This is a genomic window from Streptomyces sp. NBC_01261 (genome assembly GCF_036226385.1).
Lineage (GTDB): Bacteria > Actinomycetota > Actinomycetes > Streptomycetales > Streptomycetaceae > Streptomyces.
The window spans coordinates 4,541,301-4,559,726 of the sequence record NZ_CP108463.1 but is presented as its reverse complement, the minus strand read 5'-3'; the positions used below and the strand labels follow the sequence as shown (position 1 = coordinate 4,559,726).

Here is an 18,426-nt window from a genome sequence, read left to right as displayed (position 1 = left end):
GTTCAACCGCGCGCCCGGCGCGCCATGTCGTGCAGCACCGTCGAGGTGGGCACGGGCGCCTGCCGGACGCCGGTCAGCGTCTGGTTGAGATAGCTGGAGTGGGCGGCGGTGGCCGCGACGAACTCGGCGGTGTCACCCTGCGGCCGGAACCCGTGCCGTACGGCGAGCTTGCGCAACGCCGGGTCGCTGCTGAGGAGTTGACCGAGTTCACGGCCCTCCGGAGTGAGCGGTACGACGGTGTGGTCGCTGTTGGCCGTGGTGTCCGGGTAGAGCACGACGAGGTCGCCGACCGGCTGCTTGTCGAGGAGCAGCGAGGCCACCTGCGACTCGTACACGAGGACCAGCGGATTGCCGGCGCCGCTGATGAAGTCCCTGAACGGCGCGTCCGAGCTGGACTGTTGGGCACCCTGCACGCTGATCAGCTTGCGCATCAGAGGCGCGGTTCGGTCGACGTCGGCGCTACCGGCCGCCACCCGACCGCCGTTGGCGACGTAGGAGGCGGCGGCGAGGTACAGAGCACCCGAGTTGGAGGTCTCGGGGTCGGTGGTGGCGATGTAGAGGGTGCCGGTCAACTCCCCATGTTTCGAGGCCCCCTTGAGCTGCTGCCAGGTCAGATCCCGCTGGGCCGCATCGAGATAGGCGCCCATCCTCAGCGTGCCGCGGTCCTGGCTCTTGTCCAGCGTGGCGAGCCCGTTGTCCGCGAGGACCTGGGCGGCGCTGCGGTGGGCCACGACGACGAGCGGCGAGTAGAAGGGCCGCGGCAAGGGCTGTTGGGCCTTGTACTTGGCGGCGAGCGCGTCGGCCGGCGCCTGACTGGAGGGGAAGGCGAAGTCGTACCCCTTGAGGTCGAGCCCCTCCATGGCCCAGGACCCGGAGGTCTCCGTCTTCACTGTGAAGCCCTTGGCGGCGAGGGCCTTCACCACATCGGGATCGGCGAAGAAGTCCGCCTTCTCCGAACCGATCACACCACGCACGGTCTTCGTTGCCGTGCCCTTGTCCCCGTTGTCCCGGCCCGCTACGACGGCTGCCACCACGCCACCGATCAGCAACACCGCGAGGACGATTCCCGCGATACGTCTCACGAGGGGCAGCGTGCTCGCGGAACCCAACATTCCCCGAGGAAAGGGATGAACGGGAGGTGTCGGAGGGGTCCCGGATCAACACGGCCTACTGGAGCGCGCCCCAAAGGGGCGCGGGGCTGTATCGACATGCGGCTCCGCCGCGTGGGCGCGACAAGCCACGACGGGCGCGCACCCGCAACAAAACAGAACCCCTACGGCGAATAGGCAGCACAGCTCAGGCGACGACGGTCACCGCATGCGCATCCATCCGCTCGGCAGACAAGATCGCCGCCGCAGTATCCGCCCGCGACGCCGCAACAACCAACGCCCGCCCGGCAAGCGCATGAGCCTTCAAGTGCAGGGCGTCCAAACGGGACGTAGAAGCGGCCGCAGACGACGCCCGGCTGGGCGAGGCCCCACGCAACCGCGTCAACTGCCCGGCAAGCCTCTCCGCAGCCACGTCCAACTCGGAGGAAGGCTCCAGCGCCCGCAGCTCATCGGTCACCGCGAGCAGCGCGGCGAGGTGCCCCGCCAGCTGAATGTCCAGCTCCTCCTCCCGCGACCGATGCGGAAAGTCGGAGGAAGGGGTGCGGGCCACCGTGCTGTGGACCGACTTCGTGCGGATCGGCTCGTACATGGCATGGTCTCCTGTGCTCAGACAGGAAACCATCCTAGCTTAGATCTCGTCTAAAGTTGTGCTGGCTGAAAAAATGGCCGGAAGAAGGCCGACCGGGGAGGTTTACGGCTGGCTGTACCCGTCCAGGAAGTTCCCGATCCGCGTCACCGCGTCCCGCAGATCCCCGACCGACGGCAGCGTCACGACCCGGAAGTGATCGGGCTCGGACCAGTTGAACCCGGTGCCGTGCACGACCATGATCTTCTCCTGGCGCAATAGGTCGAGCACCATCTGCCGGTCGTCCTTGACCTTGAACACCTGCGGATCGAGCCGAGGGAACAGATACAGCGCCCCCTTCGGCTTCACGCAGGTCACACCCGGAATCTGGGTCAGCAACTCGTACGCCACATCCCGCTGCTCCTTCAACCGCCCACCCGGCAGCACCAGGTCGTTGATGGTCTGCCGCCCACTGAGCGCGGCGACCACCCCGTGCTGCCCGGGCATGTTCGCGCAGAGCCGCATGTTCGCCAGGATCGTCAGACCCTCGATATAGGAGTCGGCGTGCGCGCGCGGCCCCGAGATCGACATCCACCCGACCCGGTATCCGGCCACCCGGTACGCCTTCGACATCCCGTTGAAGGTGAGGGTGAGCAGGTCCGGGGCGACCTTCGCGGTCGGGGTGTGCGTGGCGCCGTCGTAGAGGATCTTGTCGTAGATCTCGTCGGAGCAGACGAGCAGGTTGTGGCGGCGGGCGATGTCGGTGAGGCCCTTGACCATCTCCTCGTCGTACACCGCGCCGGTCGGGTTGTTCGGGTTGATGATGACGATCGCCTTGGTGCGGTCGCTGACCTTGCGCTCGACGTCGGCGAGGTCGGGCATCCAGTCGGACTGCTCGTCGCAGCGGTAGTGCACGGCGGTCCCGCCGGAGAGCGAGACGGCGGCGGTCCACAGCGGGTAGTCCGGCGACGGTACGAGGACCTCGTCGCCGTCGTCGAGCAGCCCCTGCATCGCCATGACGATCAGCTCGGAGACGCCGTTGCCGATGAAGACGTGTTCCACGTCCGTCTCGATGCCCAGGGTCTGGTTGTGCATGACGACCGCGCGGCGGGCCGCCAACAGGCCCTTCGCGTCGCCGTACCCGTGCGCCGACGACACGTTCCGGAGGATGTCCTCCAGGATCTCGGGTGGGCACTCGAACCCGAAGGCTGCCGGATTCCCGGTGTTCAGCTTCAGGATGCGGTGGCCTGCCGCCTCCAGACGCATCGCCTCTTCGAGAACCGGGCCCCGGATCTCGTAACAGACGTTGGAGAGCTTGGTCGACTGGATCACCTGCATGTCGGTGAGCTTACGGCGCGGTAACGAGACTTGGCTCGTGCTTTCCGCCACATGAGACGCGCCGCGAACGGCCGGAAACCGATCCTTGCCCCCTCCCCTCTCAGCGATCACAATGCTCATGACAAAAAGACGGCGACCGGAAGATCTCCGGTCGTCTCGTCATAAGAGGGGACCCCCACATGAACAAGCCTCTCCTTGCCGCGCTCTCCACCCTGGCCATCGCCGGGGCGGGCGTGGCACCCGCGGTCGCCGCACCCCAGGTGGCACCGAAGGCCGCCGCGGTGACCGTCGACTTCGCCGGCATCGTCTCGCTCAGCAACTGTTCCGGCTCGGTCATCCGCTTCCCGAACTCGACCGACACCGCTCCGGCACTGGTCATGACCAACGGGCACTGCCTGGAGACCGGCTTCCCGGAGCCCGGCGAGGTCATCACCGGCCAGTCCTCCAGCCGTACCTTCGGGCTGCTGAACTCGGCCGGCACCAAGGTCGCCACACTCCGCGCCAACCAGGTCGTCTACTCGACGATGACCGACACGGACGTGACGATCTACCGCACCACCACGACGTACGCGGCGATCAAGAGCGCGTACAACATCAGCCCGCTCACCGTGAGCGCCACGCACCCGACCGCCGGCACCGCGATCAAGGTCGTCTCCGGGTACTGGAAGACGATCTACAGCTGCAGCATCGACGGGTTCGTGTACCGGCTGAAGGAGGGCGACTGGACCTGGAAGGACTCGGTCCGTTACACCTCCGCGTGCAACACGATCGGGGGTACGTCGGGGTCTCCGGTGATCGACACCAGTACGGGGCAGGTCGTCGCGGTCAACAACACGGGTAACGAGGACGGGGAGACCTGCACGGTCGACAATCCGTGCGAGGTCGATGAGAGCGGCAAGGTGACTGTCCGGCAGGGCATCAACTATGCCGAGGAGACCTACAACATCCCGGCCTGCTTCACCTCGGCCAACGTGCTCGCCCTCAGCGCGACCGGCTGCACGCTGCCCAAGCCGTAGATCACAAGCGGGAGTTGGCGTTCCGTCGCACGGGACTGCGACGGACCGACCGCCCCGCCAGCACGTCCGTCCGCCGACCGTCCTCGATCACGAAACGGCCGTCGATCAGTACGTGGGGGATGCCGGTCGGCAGCTTCCGCGGTTCCTCGAAGGTCGAACCCGCCGCCACCGTCCGCGGGTTGAAGAGGACAAGGTCCGCCTTGTAGCCCTCCTTGACCAGGCCCCGGTCCGGCAGGCGCAGGCGGGCTGCCGGGCGGGAGGTCAGGTGGGCCACGCACTCCTCCAGGGACAGGAGCCCCAACTCCCTTACGTAATGGCCGAGATAGCGCGGGAACGTGCCGTACGCCCGCGGATGCGGCTTCGCGCCCTGGAGGATGCCGTCCGAGCCGCCGGTGTGGACGCGGTGCCGCATGATCTGGCGGACGTTCTCCTCGTGGCCCACGTGCTGGAGGATCGACGGGGCGAGTCGGTCGGAGAGGAGCAGGTGGCGGGCCGTTGCCCAGCTGTCGAGGCGGCGGCCTACGTACTCCGCGAGCGCGGGGTCGGTGACCCCCGCGATCTCGATCGTGTCCCACTCCATCGGCACCCCGTGGCAGCCGTCCGAACCGATCACCTCCAGGTGGTGGCGGATGCGGTCGGCGGTGTCGTCGTCCGCCAGCCGCCTCAGGATCTGCTCCGGGCCGCCCTCGCTCGCCCAACTCGGCAGCATGGCCACGAGAGTTGTGCAGCCGGGGGTGTAGGGGTAGGTGTCGAGGCTGATGTCCGCGCCGGTCGCCAGGGCCTCGTCCAGGAGGGACAGGAGCTCCGGTGCCCGGCCCTCGTTCACGCCGAAGTTCATGGTGGCGTGGGCCAGATGGAGGGAGCAGCCCGCCTCGCGGCTCAGCTCCACCATCTCCGCGTAGGCCTCCAGCGCGCCCGCGCCGTACGAGCGGTGGTGGGGGCAGTAGTAGCCGTCGTAGGACGCCACCACCCGGCACAGTTCGGTGAGTTCGGCGTCCTTGGCGTACATGCCGGGGGTGTAGGTGAGCCCGGACGACATGCCGACCGCGCCCTGTTCCATGCCCTCGGCGACCAACTGCCGCATCCGGTCCAGCTCTTGGGGTGTCGCCTCCCGGTCCTCCCAGCCGACCGCGAGCATCCGGACCGTGCCCTGCGGGATCAGGTAGGCCGCGTTGACCGCGATGCCCCGGCCCTCGAAAGCGGAGTCCAGCCGGTCCAGGTACTCACCCACCGAACGCCAGTCGAAGTCGATGTCGTCGCCGTACCCGTTCCAGCCGGTGATCGCCCGGCGCACCTCGGCCAGCGTGCGGTCGTCGACGGGGGCGTACGACAGCCCGTCCTGGCCGATGACTTCGAGGGTCACCCCCTGCGCGGCCTTGGCGCTGTGGTCCGGGTCGCGGAGCAGGGCCAGGTCGCTGTGGGCGTGCATGTCGATGAAGCCGGGGGAGAGGACCAGTCCCTCGGCATCCAACTCCCGCCGCGCCTTGGGGCGTTGGCAGCCCGCCGCCGCGGCCTCCTGCACGATCGAGACGATCCGGCCGCCGTCCACGACCACATCGGCGCGGTACGACGGTCCACCGCTGCCGTCGACGACGTCCGCGTCCCGGATGACCAGCTCTTCCATGCTCATGCCTCCAGCGGGGTCCGACACGGCCTTCAGAAGAAGGTACGGATGTAGTCGACGACCGTCCCGTCCGCCTCCGCCACCGGGATCAACTGCCACTTGTCGAAGGACGTGCAGGGGTGGGACAGGCCCAGGCCGATCCAGTCACCCACCTCAAGATCCGCCTCCGGGGCCGTCCGCAGCCAGGCGTGCTGGTCGGACAGGCCGGTGACCTCGACGCCGGTCGCCGGGCGCTCGGTGCCGTCGCGGCGGACGACCTGGGCGACGGGGAGGTCGAGGTCGTAGGCCGCGTCCCGCTTGCCCGCGTTGGCGAAGGCCTGCTCGGGGGAGGGGCGGGAGACGATCTGCGCCCAGAGCCGGAACGCGGGCTCCAGGGCGCCCTCTTCGGGGATGCGGGTGAAGGGGGTGATCTCGCGGTAGTGGCCGTCGTCGTGCGAGACGTACGCGCCCGAGCGCAGCAACTTCAGTGCGGGGAGTGAGAGTTCGGGCAGCTCGGCGAAGACGTCGGCCACCGCGTCGAACCACGCGCTGCCACCCGCGCTGACCACGATCTCGTCGAGCCCGGATCCCGAGAAACGTCCGTCCTTGTCGAAGTCCACGGCGAGCGCGGTCAGTTGCCGCAACCACGCGTGCACCCGCTCCGGATCGGCCTGCGGCACCTCGCCCTCGTACCCGGCGACCCCGACCAGCCGCAGAGTTCCTACGGCGGCCACCGCGTCCGCGACCGCCGCGCACTCCGCCTCCGTTCGGACGCCGGTGCGGGCGCCCTCGCCGGCGGCCAGTTCGACGACGACGTCCAGCGGGCGGGCCGCGCCGCGCAGGGCCGCGTCCATCAACTCGACGCCGCGCACCGAGTCGACGTAGCAGATGAAGCGGAAGTCGCTGTCGGCGTCCAGTTCGGAGGAGATCCACTTCAGGGCGGCCGGGTCGACCAGTTCGTTCGCCAGGAAGATGCGGGCGATCCCGAATTCCCTTGCCACGCGGACCTGGTGGGGGACCGCGAGGGTGATGCCCCAGGCGCCGTGGGCCAGTTGGCGGTGGAAGAGCTGGGGGGCCATGGAGGTCTTGCCGTGCGGGGCGAAGGCGAGGCCGTGGCGGGTCGCGTAGGTCTCCATGAGGCGGAGGTTGTGGTCCAGGCGCTCGGCGGAGAGGGCGAGGACGGGGGTGGTGAAGCCGCCGGTGAAGAGGTTGCGGCGCTGGGCCGCCAGCTCGGTGAGCGTGAGGCCGTCCGCGTCCGGGGGGAGGCCCTTGAAACGGTGGTCGACGCGTTCCCCGGCGAGCCGGGTGAGCGCTTCGGTACCGGAGTCGCGGACCATGGGGCCTCCCTGAGCTGGAGTGTTGCAATCCTTGCAACATTCATTGCGTATATCGCTTACCGCTGTCTAACATCTCGCCCAACACCGGGTCAACGGAGCCGCCGCCCCGGCGCACCGGACGAGGAGCCATCACCATCGTGACCGCCGACGGACAGTCCACCGCCGCCCGTGACGTCGTGGACGTCGTAGCGCTGGGCGAGTCCATGGTCACGTTCCTACCCAGCCGGCCGGGACGCCTCGCCGATGTGCCGTCCTTCGACCGCGCCATCGGCGGCGCCGAGTCGAACGTGGCGTGCGTGCTGGCGGCGGCCGGGCACTCGGTCCGGTGGGTCGGCCGGGTGGGGGCGGACGGCTTCGGTGATCATCTCGTCGAGACCATCGGCGGGTACGGGGTGGACGTGTCCGCCGTACGGCGTGATCCCGCGCGGCCGACCGGGATCTACTTCCGCACCGCCGGGGACCGGGCCACCGACGCGCACGAGGTGGCGTACTACCGGGCCGGGTCCGCCGCCTCCGCGATGGCCGCCGGGAACGTCGACCTGGACGCCGTACGGGCCGGGCGGGTGCTGCACCTGTCCGGGATCACCCCGATGCTGTCCGAGAGCTGTCTCGGCCTGGTGCGTGAGCTGACCGCGCTGCGCGCCGGCCGTCCGCTGATCTCGTTCGACGTCAACCACCGGCCCGCGCTGGGTCGTTCGGCCGACGGGCCGAGCGTGCTGCTGGAGCTGGCGCGGGGCGCCGACCTCGTGTTCGTCGGGGAGGACGAGGCCGCCGAGGTCTGGGGGCTGGTCGGGGCCGATGCCGTACGGGACGCGTTCCCCGACCCCGAGACGCTCGTCGTCAAGCAGGGCGGACGCGGGGCCACCGTCTTCCACCGGGGCGACGCCACCTTCGTGCCCGCGCCGCACGTCGACGTCGTGGCCGCGGTCGGCGCCGGGGACGCCTTCGCCGCCGGGTTCCTCTCCGCGACCCTGCGGGGACTTCCCGTACGGGACCGGCTGCGGCACGGGCATCTCACGGCCGCCGCCGCCCTCACCGTGCCCGGCGACCTCGCCGCGCCGCCGGTCCGCGACCACGCCGACCGGCTGGTCGCCCTGGACGAGCGGGCGTGGGGGAGACTTCGACTCGGCCCCGGCTGGACCGACGCCGCCGACCGGGCCGACGAGGAGGTATGTACGCCATGAGTCAGACCGTCGACCGCGCGCTCAGCATCCTGCCGTTGCTCGCCGAGGGCCCCGCCGACCTCGGCCAGGTCGCCGAGCGCCTCGACGTCCACAAGTCGACGGCCCTGCGCCTCCTGCGCACCCTGCACGAACACGGCCTGGTCTACCGCCAGTCCGACCAGCGCTACCGTCTCGGCGCCCGCCTCATCGCCCTCGCCCAGGAGGCGATGGAGAACCTCGACATCCGCGAGATCGCCCACCCCCATCTCGCCCGGCTGAACGAGCAGTGCGGTCATACCGTCCACCTCGCGGTGTACGAGGAGAACGAGGTCCTCTACATCGACAAGGTGGAGAGCCGCTACCCGGTGCGCATGTACTCCCGGATCGGCAAGCCCGTCGCCATCACCGTCGCGGGCGTGGCGAAGCTGCTGCTGGCCGACCTGCCGGAGGGCGAGCGCCGGGTGCTCGCCGACAAGCTCGAATACCCCATGTACACGGCCCGCTCCACCCCCAACGCCCCTGCCTTCCTGCGGGAGTTGGAGAAGGTCCGGGAACAGGGCTGGGCCACCGACCTCGGCGGCCACGAAGAGTCCATCAACTGCGTCGCCGCGCCGATCCGGGGCGCCGACGGACGGGTGGCCGCCGCGATGTCGGTCTCCGCGCCCAACGTCGTCGTCACCGCCGACGAACTCCTCACCCTGCTTCCACTGGTCCGTCGTACGGCGGACGCCATCAGTGGTGAGTACTCCGGCAGAACAACAACCAGGGATACCGAATGACCGACAAGACCGCGCTCACCCCCAAGACCCACACCACCCCGCCGGCCAAGTTCTCGCACGGCGTCCGCAAGGGGAACATCCTCCAGGTCGCGGGCCAGGTCGGCTTCCTCCCCGCCGAGGAGGGCAAGCCGCCGACGCCGGCCGGGCCGACCCTGCGCGAGCAGACCCTCCAGACCCTCGCCAACGTCCAGGCGATCCTGGAGGAGGGCGGCGCGAGCTGGGAGGACGCGGTGATGATCCGCGTCTATCTGACGGACGTGGACCACTTCGCCGAGATGAACGCGATCTACAACGAGTACTTCGAGGGCCGCGTCGAGGTCCCCGCCGCGCGCACGACGGTCTACGTCGGCCTGCCCGCCGGACTGCTCGTCGAGATCGACGCGCTGGCCGTGCTGAGCTAGCACCGGGTCAGTACCGCTCCAACTCCCGCACACCGTACGACGGTTCGGCACCCGATGGGTGCCGCGCCGCGATCCCCCCTGCCCGGCTGTGCCCTCTGGGGGACATCCCCCAGAGCCCTGGACCCATGCTCTTACGACGACAACGAGGACCCCCACCATGTCCCTACCGCTCGCCGCCACCGCCCCCGCGACACCACCCCACACCGGAGGCCTGCTCCTCCTCCTCGACGGCACAGCAGGCCTGTTGACGGTCGCCGCCCTCGGGATCGCGCTCCTCCTCTTCCTGATCATCAAGGTCAGACTCCAGCCCTTCGTGGCCCTCCTCGCCGTCTCCATAACCGTCGGCCTGCTCTCCGGCCTCTCGGTCACCGAACTCTTCGGCACGGTCCAGCGCTCCGACGCCGTCTCCACCATCGAGTCCGGCATGGGCGGCATCCTCGGCCATGTCGCGATCATCATCGGCCTGGGCACGATGCTCGGCGCGATCCTCGAAGTCAGCGGCGGCGCCGAGGTGTTGGCGTCCCGGCTGCTGAACCTCTTCGGCGAGAAGCGCGCCCCGCTCGCCATGGGCCTCACCGGCCTGATCTTCGGCATCCCGGTCTTCTTCGACGTCGGCATCTTCGTCCTCGCGCCGATCGTGTACGCCGCCGCCAAGCGCGGCGGCAAGTCGATCCTGCTGTACTGCCTGCCGCTGCTCGCGGGCCTGTCGATGACCCACGCGTTCCTGCCGCCGCACCCCGGCCCGGTGGCCGCGGCCGGCCTGCTCCACGTCCAGCTCGGCTGGGTCATCCTCATGGGCGTCGTCTGCGGCATCCCCGCCGTGCTCGCCGCGTGGGCCTACGCCGCCTGGGTCGGCAAGCGGATCTTCGTCGCCGTACCGCAGGACATGGTCGAGGCGGCGGCCGAGGCGAAGCAGGCGGTCATCGACGAACAGCGTGAGTCCGGCGTCGTACCGCAGGAGAAGCCGGTGTCGCTGGGCACGGTTCTCGCGATCATCGGTACGCCCCTCGTCCTGATCCTCGCGGCCACCTTCTCGTCGATCGCCTTCGACCCGTCGACCGGCCGCTCGGTCCTGGAGTTCTTCGGCAGCCCCTTCGTGGCCCTGACGATCGCGCTCCTCCTCGCGTACTACCTCCTGGGTCTACGACGCGGCTGGTCCCGCAAGTCCCTGGAGACCGTCTCCACCGCGTCCCTCAAGCCGGTCGGAAACATCATCCTGGTCGTCGGCGCGGGCGGGGTCTTCGGCGCCGTACTGAAGGCGAGCGGGGTCGCGCAGGCCCTCTCGGACACGTTCCACGACGTAGGCCTGCCGGTGCTCGTGCTGTCGTACCTGATCTCGCTGGTACTACGGGTCGCACAGGGTTCGGCGACGGTCGCGATCGTCACGACGGCGGGCATCGTGGCCCCGCTGCTGGCCGAGGGCGACCACTCGCAGGCCTTCGTCGCGCTGGTCATCATGGCGATCTCGGCGGGGTCGATCTTCGCCTCGCACGTCAACGACGGCGGCTTCTGGATGGTGGCGAAGTACTTCGGGATCAGCGAGCGGGACACGCTGAAGACGTGGACCGTACTGGAGTCCGTCCTGTCGGTCGCGGGGTTCGCCGTGGCCGCTGTGCTCAGTGTGTTCGTGTAAGCCGCTTGTAGGCGTCTGATAACAAAGTTGGGGCTGGCTGTGCCCGACACAGGATCGTCGACCATACTTCGCGCTGTGGAGCAGCGCATAGGTTCGAGCAGCCAGCCCCTGGAGGGCGCCGGATTCGACCCGGCCTTCGTCCCCGGGCTCACCGCACCCGCCGTGTCCTCCGACCAGCCGGAGGACAAGAAGCCGCGGGGCGCGGAGCCGGAGGACGCGAAGGCCGAGAAGCCGGCGGCACCGGAGGAACCGAACGAGTCGGAAGGACCGGAAGGGCCCGACGGCGAGGAGTCGCCGGTCGCGAAGGTCGACGTCACGAAGGCCGACGCGGAGAAGGCCGTTGCCGAGGACGGCGACGGTGACGCGGACGAGGACGGCGAGGAGTCGTCCTCGGGCGGTCCGGTCTTCGAGGCGTCCGACCGTCGTGCGGAGATCGTCGCGGACGAGAAGGGCGTACGACTGCGCCTGGACGACCAGAACTGCGAGTTCCGCTGGGACGAGATCGGTGCCATAGAGACCGAGTCCCCGCGTTTCGGCAAGCGGTTCACCATCACGGTGCACACCCCTGACCGCCGTTGGTACCCGATCGAGATCGAGGCGACGGCCCGGAGCAGGTTCGCCGAGTGGGAGACGCAGCTGGACGCGGTCCTCGACGCGTACTTCGACGACGGTGACGAGGGCGAGGACGAGGCAGACGGCTCCGACGAGGTGGACGAGGCGGCGCTCGCCGCGGCGGAGGCAGAGGTCCGCGAGGACTGAGTTCCGTGTTCTGTCCGGCGTCGGACCAACTGCCGTTCTGATCAGAGCCAGTTCGGGCTGAGAGCGATCGTCCGGAGCTGGTTCATGGTCAGGGCCGGCGTCGTGCGGGTCGCGGGGGTGTCCTGGGCGCCGGAGTTGAAGGCGCTGATCACCACCCGCCGCCCGTCGGTCCTGATGGTGTCGACGGTCCACATCACGACACCGGAACCGCCCTTCTCGCCGGGGCCCTGGTGCTCGGCGACCTTCGTGCCGTCGGACAGGACCTCGGCGTCGGAGCCGAACAACTCGCCCTCGACGTCCGCCATGTCGGCCTGGACGTTGACCTGGACGAGGGTCCTGCCCTTGCCGTCGTCGACGACGACATAGCCGAACCCGGAGTCGTCGGTGTCGCCGGTCTCGGACACGGTGAGGCCCTTCGGGAGCAGGGTCCGGAGTGTCGAGGTGACGGACAGGGTGGCCCCCGTTTCGGTCGGACTCGGCGGTGTGACCGGTGAGTTGGGGTCCACCGGCATCGCGTCGACCGCGTCCCGCCAGGCCGTGGCGGCGGCCACCTTCCTCAACCGGTCCGGGGACAGCGGGGGTTGGCTCCTGGTGATCGGCGCGTCCTTCTCGGCCGCGGCGTTCCACTCGTTGATGCTGACGTGCTGGCCCTGCGGGGTGACGAGTTCGGCGCTCCACAGCTTGGTGTCCACCCGGCGGTCGGGATACTCGTACCCCTGAAGGACCATGACCACCGACCCGTCCGCCAACCGGCTCGTGCCGCACGCGTCGTAGTGCGCGAACGCCTTCCCCGGGCACCGGGTCGTCTGCCGCGCCTGGTCACTCCCCGGCTGCACCCGTCCCAGGCCGACCTCCACGGCCGACGCGCCCTTGCCGTCGTCGTAGACGACATGGACGTACGGCGACGGTTCCTCGTCCGTGCCGCGGGCCTCGGCCTTCGAGAACGTGCCGTCCGGGAGCAGCTTTTCGAGCGTCTTGATGAGCGCGGCGCCGGAGACGGGGGTGGGCGTGGACGTGGCCGTGGGGGGCGCGGCGGTGGCGTGCGCGGCCTGGGCCTCGGCGGGGTCTCCGCTGGGCAGCAGCAGCGCGCCGCCCACGCCGACCAGGGCGATGCCGGCCGCGCCGCTCAGGACGGCGGCGTTGCGGCGGCGCAGCAGGCGCCTACGGCCCTTGAGGGCACCGGCGGTGGCGAGGGCGGCCCGGTCGGTCTCGAAGGCGTTGCCCGCGTCGTGCAGACCGGCGGTGAGCCGTTCCTCGAAGGGGTCGAGGGGTTCGCTGTGCAGGATGTCGGGCATGGCGGACCACCGTTTCGCGTAAGGGGATGTAAAGGACGTACGGGCACTAAGGGGTGTGACGGGCTTGAGGGGGAGGGGAGTTGAAGGCGGGGTACGGGTGTTCAGGGGCGGGCGTATTCGTCGAGGTTCTCGCCGAGGAGTTCGCGCAGCCGGCCGAGCGCGCGGACGCAGCGGGTGCGTACGGCGGCCGAGCTGACGTGCATCACGTCGGCGGTCTCCTCGACGGACCGGTCCTCCCAGTACCGCAGGACGACCACGGCACGATCCTTGGCGGGCAGCCGGGAGAGGGCCTGGAGCAGGGTCAGCCGGAGCGGTGTGTCGGCGCCCGGGGCGCCGGGGTCGGGCAGGTCGGGCAGGACGTCGGTGGCGCGTTCGGTGCTGCTGCGGCGCCGCTGGTGGGCGAGGTAGGTACGGGTGAGGACGGTTTGGGCGTAACCGGCGGGGTTGCCGACCCGGGACAACCGCGCCCAGCCGACGTACAGCTTGCCGAGGGTCTCCTGCACGAGGTCCTCCGCGAGATGCGTGTCCCCGGCGGTCAGCAGACAGGCGGACCGATAGAGATGCCCGGCACGCGCGGAGGCGAACTCCGCGTACTCATCGGCACGTTCCTGTCGTCTCATGCCTGATCCCCCTGGTTTCGCGGGCTGTTGCCGGCGCCGCCCTCACTTGTACTGATGCGGTGGGCCCACGGAAATGTTTCAGGTCGGTGCGCCCCGAACACGCCCGCCCCGCGCCTCCGTCCGCCGGGGTGTCCGCGTCGGGGCCACCTTGTTCTTCGGGGTCGGCCGTGACGACCATGTTCCTGACCGTGTAGGCCCGTTGCAGCGAGGGGGAACTGTCGTGTTCGACAACCTGGGTGACCTGGGGAAGCTCAAGGACAAGGCCGAGGAGGTCGCCGAGGAGCACGGTGACAAGATCGCCGACGGGCTGGAGAAGGCCGGGGATCTCGTCGACGAGAAGACGGACGGGAAGCACAGTGAGCAGATCGACACCGCGGTCGACAAGGCGCAGGACCTGGTGGCGAGGCTCGCCGCGCAGGCCGCGGACGGTGAGAAGAAGGGCTGAGAAGGAAGGGCTGAGAAGGACTGAAGAGGGCCGGCCGGCGGGGGAACTCTCAGGTCACGGGGTCCAGTTCGTCGCTCGCTGTCGGGAGCGTGCGCATCGTGCGCAGCGGTGACAGGAAGTTCGGGAGGACGCTCGCCGTCATGCCCGCCGCGCCGATCCACAGTGTCGCCGTAGCCCCGAAGACCGAGCCCGACGTTCCGCCCAGCAGTCCGCCCAGCGGGATTCCGCCCCAGGACACGAACCGGGCCGTCGCGCTCACGCGGCCCAGGAGCCGGTCGGGGGTGAGGGTCTGTTGGAAGCTGGACTGGGCCACGACGCGGACGACTCCGCCGAAGGAGAGCGACGCGAGGCCGGCCGCCGCCACGCACACGCTCCAGCCCGGGTGGGCCAACGGCATCAGGACGGTCAGCGGGCAGGTGACCAGGGACGCGAGCCAGATGACCCGGCCCTGGCCGACCCACCGCGCGACCCGGGTCGCCGACAGCGCGCCCAGCAGCGCACCGCAGCCCATCCCCGACAGGACGAGGCCGATACCGGAGGAGTCGAGGCCCAACTCCCGCTCCAGGAAGACCAGCAGCATGGTCTGGTACATCACCAGGAAGAGGTTGAAGATCGCGTCGCTCACCATGATCGCGCGCAGGGCCGGGTACTTGAGGACGAACCTCAGGCCCTCCTTGATGTCACGGCCCAGCCGGGACCGCTCGCTCGGCCCCGACTCCCGTTCCGGCGGCGCCTCTTGCCTGCGGATGGTGATCGCCAGCAGCCCCGACATCGCCATCCCGGCCGCACTCACCAGCAGCGTCGCGGGCGCGCCCACCCACCCCACCAGCGGCCCGGCGATCCCCGGCCCGCTGATACTCGTCACCGAGCGGATCGCCGAGAGTTTCGCGTTCCCCTCGACGAGGTTGTCGCGCCCCACCAGATGCGGCAGGTAACTGACGTACGCCACATCGAAGAAGACCGTCAGCACCCCGTGGACCAACGCGACCGCGTACAGCCACCACACGGTGAGCAGACCCGCCCACCACGCCACCGGCACCGTCACGAGCACCAGCGCCCGCGCGAGGTCGGTGCTGATCATCACCGACCGTTTCCGCATCCGGTCCACCCACGCGCCCGCCGGCAGCCCGACCAGCAGCGAACCCGCCGTCGTCATCGCCGTCAGCAGCCCGACCTGGAACTCGTCCGCGTCCAGCGCCACGATGGCGACGAGAGGCAGGGCGAGGAAGATGATCCGGTCGCCCAACTGCCCGAGCGCGGTGGCGGCGAAGAGGCGTCCGAAGTCCGGTTCGCGGAGGAGTCCGAACCGTGCGGGTAAAGGCATAAGAGGCACCTGCCGGGAGGTCGACGTCACGGACGATCACGTCAACCTAACCGGAGGTGGGGAGCGCGCCCCGACAGCGGCCGCACTCCCCACCCCTCCCCGCTCACCGAGTGCTACGGCAACGCGTGCACATGCGCCCCCACCGAGTTCGACCACGAACTACCGGCGGTCGCGTCCCAGTTGGTCGACCACGTCATCGCGCCCCGCAGGTCGGGGTACGTCTTCGACGGCTTGAAGGTGCCGCAGTTGGTGCCGGCGGTCAGGCAGTCGAGGGCGTTGTTCACGATGGTGGGGGAGACGTAGCCGCTGCCGGCCGCGCTCGTGGAGGCCGGGAGGCCGAGCCCGACCTGGGACGGGGAGAGGCCGCCCTGGAGCTGGATGCAGGCCAGCGCCGTCAGGAAGTCCACCGTGCCCTGGCCGTAGACCTTGCCGTCGCAGCCCAGCATCGTGCCGCTGTTGTAGTACTGCATGTTGACGACCGTGAGGATGTCCTTGATGTTCAGGGCCGTCTGGAAGTACGCGTTCGACGTCGACTGCATGTCGATCGTCTGCGGGGCCATCGTGATGATGAGCGACGAGCCCGCCTTCGAGGAGAGGGACCTCAACGCCTGTGTCATGTAGGTCGCGTTGATGCCGTTCTCCAGGTCGATGTCGACGCCGTCGAAGCCGTACGTCTGCATCAGGGAGTAGACGGAGTTGGCGAAGTTCGTCGCGGACGTCGAGTCGCTCACCGAGATCGTGCCGTTCTGGCCGCCGATCGAGACGACGACCTTCTTGCCGGCCGCGTGCTTGGCGGCGATGTCCGCCTTGAACTGGTCGACCGTGTAGCCGCCGAGGCCGGCCGAGTCGAGCGTGAAGGAGACCGCGCCCGGGGTCGAGGTCGCGTCCGCGAAGGCCACCGCGATGATGTCGTACTGGGAGGAGACGGCCGAGAGCTTCTGGACGGTCGCGCCGTTGTTGAAGTTCTGCCAGTAGCCGGTCACCGCGTGCTTCGGCAGACCCGTGCCGCCGTTGCCGCCCGTCGCCGTCGTTGTGCCTGTGACCGCCGTCGACTTGCCCGACTCACCGGCCGAGTTGGTCGCCGTGACCTGGAAGGAGTACGCCGTCGACGCCGTAAGTCCCGTGACGGTGGCGGACGTTCCCGTCACCGCCGTGATCTTCGTGCCGCTGCGGTAGACGTTGTAGCCCGTCGCTCCCGACACCGCGCTCCACGCGAGGGAGACCGAGGAAGAGGTCGTGGAGGAGACCGTCAGGCCCGTCGGTGTCGCCGGGACCGTCGGGGCCGGGTCGCTGCCACCGCCGCCGTCCGGGCCGTAGACCGAGATGTCGTCCGCGTAGTACGCGGCCTGGCCGTACCAGCCGTGGGTGTACACCGAGACGGACGTGGTGGAGGCGCCCGTCGTGAACGTCGTCGACAGCTGCTTCCAGGCGGCTGTGTCGGGGGTCCACGTCGACACGTCCGTGGTGCCCGTGCCGGTGACGCCGAGGTAGGAGTAGCCGCCCTGCACCCACGCGCTCAGCGTGTACGTCGAGTTGGGCTTCACCGCCACCGACTCGCCGCACTGGGCGTTGTCCTGGCCGGCCGGGGTGGCCTTCAGGGCCGCCGCGCCGCTGTGGACCGGGGACGAGACGGTCGTGCCGCTGCCCGCCGTACAGGTCCAGTTGGTCAGGCCCGACTCGAAGCCGGCGTTCTTGGCGTTGTTGATGTCGGCGGCGGACGCCTGGCCGGTGCCCGCGAAGGAGAGAGCGAGGGCGGCCATGGCGACCCCGGCCCACAGACGTCTTTTCCTGAGGACGGGCATGCCTGGTGCGCGGTCCACTGATGCCTCCGGTGGGGGAGTTTGGAGGGGATGTGACTGTGACTGTGACTGTGCCGACGGTGGCCACCGCTGGGAGTCCCAGAGTTGGTCCAGACCAATCTGATGTCAAGAGGTCCAGACCAACTTCGCCCGCACCGGTTTCGGCACCCCGGCCGCGATCGGATGCTCGACCTGCCCCGATTTGGCGTGTTGTGTGCGATGACAGTTGCCGCACAGCTACAGAAACGCTGTTCTCCGGTCACAGGGGCGTGGTTACAGTGCTGAGGTAGTCACGCAGTGAAGTCAACTCGGTGTGCCGGAGTAATGCCGGTGGACCGACAGGCGTGAGACGGGGAGCTGCGCGTGCCAACTGCCATTGCCGTGACCAGCGCCGACATGGCGCTGCCACCACAGGACGAACGGACCCTGCCCGCCGTCGTCCTGCGGGACCTCGATCAACGACCGCTGGACCAGGCGCTGTCGGAGATGCAGGCCCTGATCGACCAGCACGGGCACGTCGTCGTCGTGTCCTCGCAGGCCGTGTCCGAGGGTGTCGACCGACGGCTGCACACGATCCGCTCCATCCTGGAGACCGACCGGATCGCCCTGTTCCGTCCGAATCTGCCCCCGCTCGGACTCGCCGTCCTGGCCCGGCAGTTGAGGCAGCTGGCGTCCTGCGACCTCAGCCCCGGCGTCCTCGCCTCGGCCGGCCGGCTGCTCACCCACTACATCCACGCCGGCGCGCTCCTCGGCTCGGTCACCAAGCTGGACCGGGTCCCCGTCGGCCTCAAGTCGCACGCCAAGTCCTGGGTGCCCGGCAGCCAGTTCGCGGTGATCGCCCACCCCGAGCCGCAGTTGGTCCGGGTCGGCCCCGGAGTCACCCTGGAGGGGCCGGAGTTCGGTACCTGGATGCTGGTCGCCAAGGGGCAGCTCCAGTCCGACTGGATCGGCACCACCCTCGCCCCGGCGTGGAACGCGATGGGGCTGCGCGAGGCCACCCTGCCCGCCGAATCGGTGACGTGGTGGGGTACGAACAAGTTGATCGAGTTCTGTACGTATCTGCCCGACCTGTCGGTGCTGTACCAACTGGTCACCTCGGTACGGCAGTCCGTGTGCCACTGGTGCGGCATCGACGTCATCGGCGACCGTTGTGTCTTCTGCTCCGCCACACCGCCCGTTCACGAGAACCAAACATCGAGCGGATAAGTCCTCAACACACAGGACACGCTTACAGCACACG

General features: G+C 69.4%; 17 protein-coding genes. 8 read left to right on the top strand and 9 right to left on the bottom strand.

What is annotated here, in order from left to right:
- Nucleotides 1-2: 2 nt before the first annotated feature.
- The 3 genes from OG226_RS19675 to OG226_RS19665 form a co-directional block, all read right to left on the bottom strand.
- Nucleotides 3-1,082 (bottom strand): substrate-binding domain-containing protein, encoded by a 1,080-nt coding sequence (locus OG226_RS19675; RefSeq protein WP_329349606.1) that lies wholly within the window; start codon nucleotides 1,080-1,082, stop codon nucleotides 3-5.
- A 214-nt stretch (nucleotides 1,083-1,296) separates the two neighbouring features.
- Nucleotides 1,297-1,698, bottom strand: coding sequence for an SCO4983 family protein (locus tag OG226_RS19670; RefSeq protein ID WP_329349605.1), 402 nt, complete (start codon nucleotides 1,696-1,698; stop codon nucleotides 1,297-1,299).
- A 102-nt stretch (nucleotides 1,699-1,800) separates the two neighbouring features.
- Nucleotides 1,801-3,012, bottom strand: coding sequence for a pyridoxal phosphate-dependent aminotransferase (locus OG226_RS19665; RefSeq protein ID WP_328679583.1), 1,212 nt, complete (start codon nucleotides 3,010-3,012; stop codon nucleotides 1,801-1,803).
- Nucleotides 3,013-3,191: 179 nt separating this feature from the next.
- On the opposite strand from OG226_RS19665, the gene OG226_RS19660 reads away from it, so the two are divergent.
- Nucleotides 3,192-4,028: a trypsin-like serine peptidase gene (locus tag OG226_RS19660; protein WP_329349604.1), complete on the top strand. Its 837-nt coding sequence runs from the start codon at nucleotides 3,192-3,194 to the stop codon at nucleotides 4,026-4,028.
- A gap of 1 nt (nucleotide 4,029) precedes the next feature.
- Here OG226_RS19660 and OG226_RS19655 read toward each other — a convergent pair whose 3' ends face one another.
- Nucleotides 4,030-5,652, bottom strand: coding sequence for an N-acyl-D-amino-acid deacylase family protein (locus OG226_RS19655; protein ID WP_329353437.1), 1,623 nt, complete (start codon nucleotides 5,650-5,652; stop codon nucleotides 4,030-4,032).
- 32 nt (nucleotides 5,653-5,684) lie between these two features.
- A complete protein-coding gene (locus tag OG226_RS19650; protein ID WP_329349603.1) occupies nucleotides 5,685-6,968 on the bottom strand; it encodes an amino acid deaminase in 1,284 nt (427 codons plus the stop codon).
- 137 nt (nucleotides 6,969-7,105) lie between these two features.
- On the opposite strand from OG226_RS19650, the gene OG226_RS19645 reads away from it, so the two are divergent.
- From OG226_RS19645 to OG226_RS19625, 5 genes are all read left to right on the top strand, one after another.
- The gene (locus OG226_RS19645) at nucleotides 7,106-8,152 is read left to right on the top strand and encodes a sugar kinase (RefSeq protein ID WP_329349602.1); all 1,047 of its coding nucleotides are present in this window, start codon (nucleotides 7,106-7,108) and stop codon (nucleotides 8,150-8,152) included.
- The gene (locus OG226_RS19640; protein ID WP_327401632.1) at nucleotides 8,149-8,910 is read left to right on the top strand and encodes an IclR family transcriptional regulator; all 762 of its coding nucleotides are present in this window, start codon (nucleotides 8,149-8,151) and stop codon (nucleotides 8,908-8,910) included. The genes OG226_RS19645 and OG226_RS19640 overlap by 4 nt, the downstream gene beginning before the upstream one ends.
- Entirely contained in the window at nucleotides 8,907-9,311 is a 405-nt protein-coding gene (locus tag OG226_RS19635; protein WP_328679573.1) for a RidA family protein, read from the top strand. Before OG226_RS19640 ends, OG226_RS19635 begins: the two co-directional genes overlap by 4 nt.
- Nucleotides 9,312-9,468: 157 nt before the next feature.
- Nucleotides 9,469-10,944: a GntP family permease gene (locus OG226_RS19630; protein ID WP_328679571.1), complete on the top strand. Its 1,476-nt coding sequence runs from the start codon at nucleotides 9,469-9,471 to the stop codon at nucleotides 10,942-10,944.
- A gap of 75 nt (nucleotides 10,945-11,019) precedes the next feature.
- Nucleotides 11,020-11,703, top strand: a complete 684-nt coding sequence (locus OG226_RS19625; protein ID WP_329349601.1) for a hypothetical protein — start codon at nucleotides 11,020-11,022, stop codon at nucleotides 11,701-11,703.
- A gap of 41 nt (nucleotides 11,704-11,744) precedes the next feature.
- On the opposite strand, the gene OG226_RS19620 is transcribed toward OG226_RS19625, so the two are convergent.
- Together OG226_RS19620 and OG226_RS19615 are read right to left on the bottom strand one after the other, a co-directional pair.
- A complete protein-coding gene (locus tag OG226_RS19620; protein WP_329349600.1) occupies nucleotides 11,745-12,998 on the bottom strand; it encodes a hypothetical protein in 1,254 nt (417 codons plus the stop codon).
- 101 nt (nucleotides 12,999-13,099) lie between these two features.
- The gene (locus tag OG226_RS19615) at nucleotides 13,100-13,618 is read right to left on the bottom strand and encodes a SigE family RNA polymerase sigma factor (protein ID WP_328679564.1); all 519 of its coding nucleotides are present in this window, start codon (nucleotides 13,616-13,618) and stop codon (nucleotides 13,100-13,102) included.
- A gap of 220 nt (nucleotides 13,619-13,838) precedes the next feature.
- Between OG226_RS19615 and OG226_RS19610 the strand changes: the two genes are divergently transcribed.
- Nucleotides 13,839-14,063: an antitoxin gene (locus tag OG226_RS19610; protein ID WP_328679562.1), complete on the top strand. Its 225-nt coding sequence runs from the start codon at nucleotides 13,839-13,841 to the stop codon at nucleotides 14,061-14,063.
- 49 nt (nucleotides 14,064-14,112) lie between these two features.
- Here the strand turns inward: OG226_RS19610 and OG226_RS19605 are convergent, their stop codons facing one another.
- The gene (locus OG226_RS19605) at nucleotides 14,113-15,387 is read right to left on the bottom strand and encodes an MFS transporter (RefSeq protein ID WP_329349599.1); all 1,275 of its coding nucleotides are present in this window, start codon (nucleotides 15,385-15,387) and stop codon (nucleotides 14,113-14,115) included.
- 113 nt (nucleotides 15,388-15,500) lie between these two features.
- Complete coding sequence (locus OG226_RS19600) at nucleotides 15,501-17,189, bottom strand: chitinase (RefSeq protein WP_328686361.1); 1,689 nt, start codon at nucleotides 17,187-17,189, stop codon at nucleotides 15,501-15,503.
- 393 nt (nucleotides 17,190-17,582) lie between these two features.
- Between OG226_RS19600 and OG226_RS19595 the strand changes: the two genes are divergently transcribed.
- Nucleotides 17,583-18,392: a hypothetical protein gene (locus tag OG226_RS19595; RefSeq protein WP_329353435.1), complete on the top strand. Its 810-nt coding sequence runs from the start codon at nucleotides 17,583-17,585 to the stop codon at nucleotides 18,390-18,392.
- Nucleotides 18,393-18,426 lie beyond the last annotated feature (34 nt).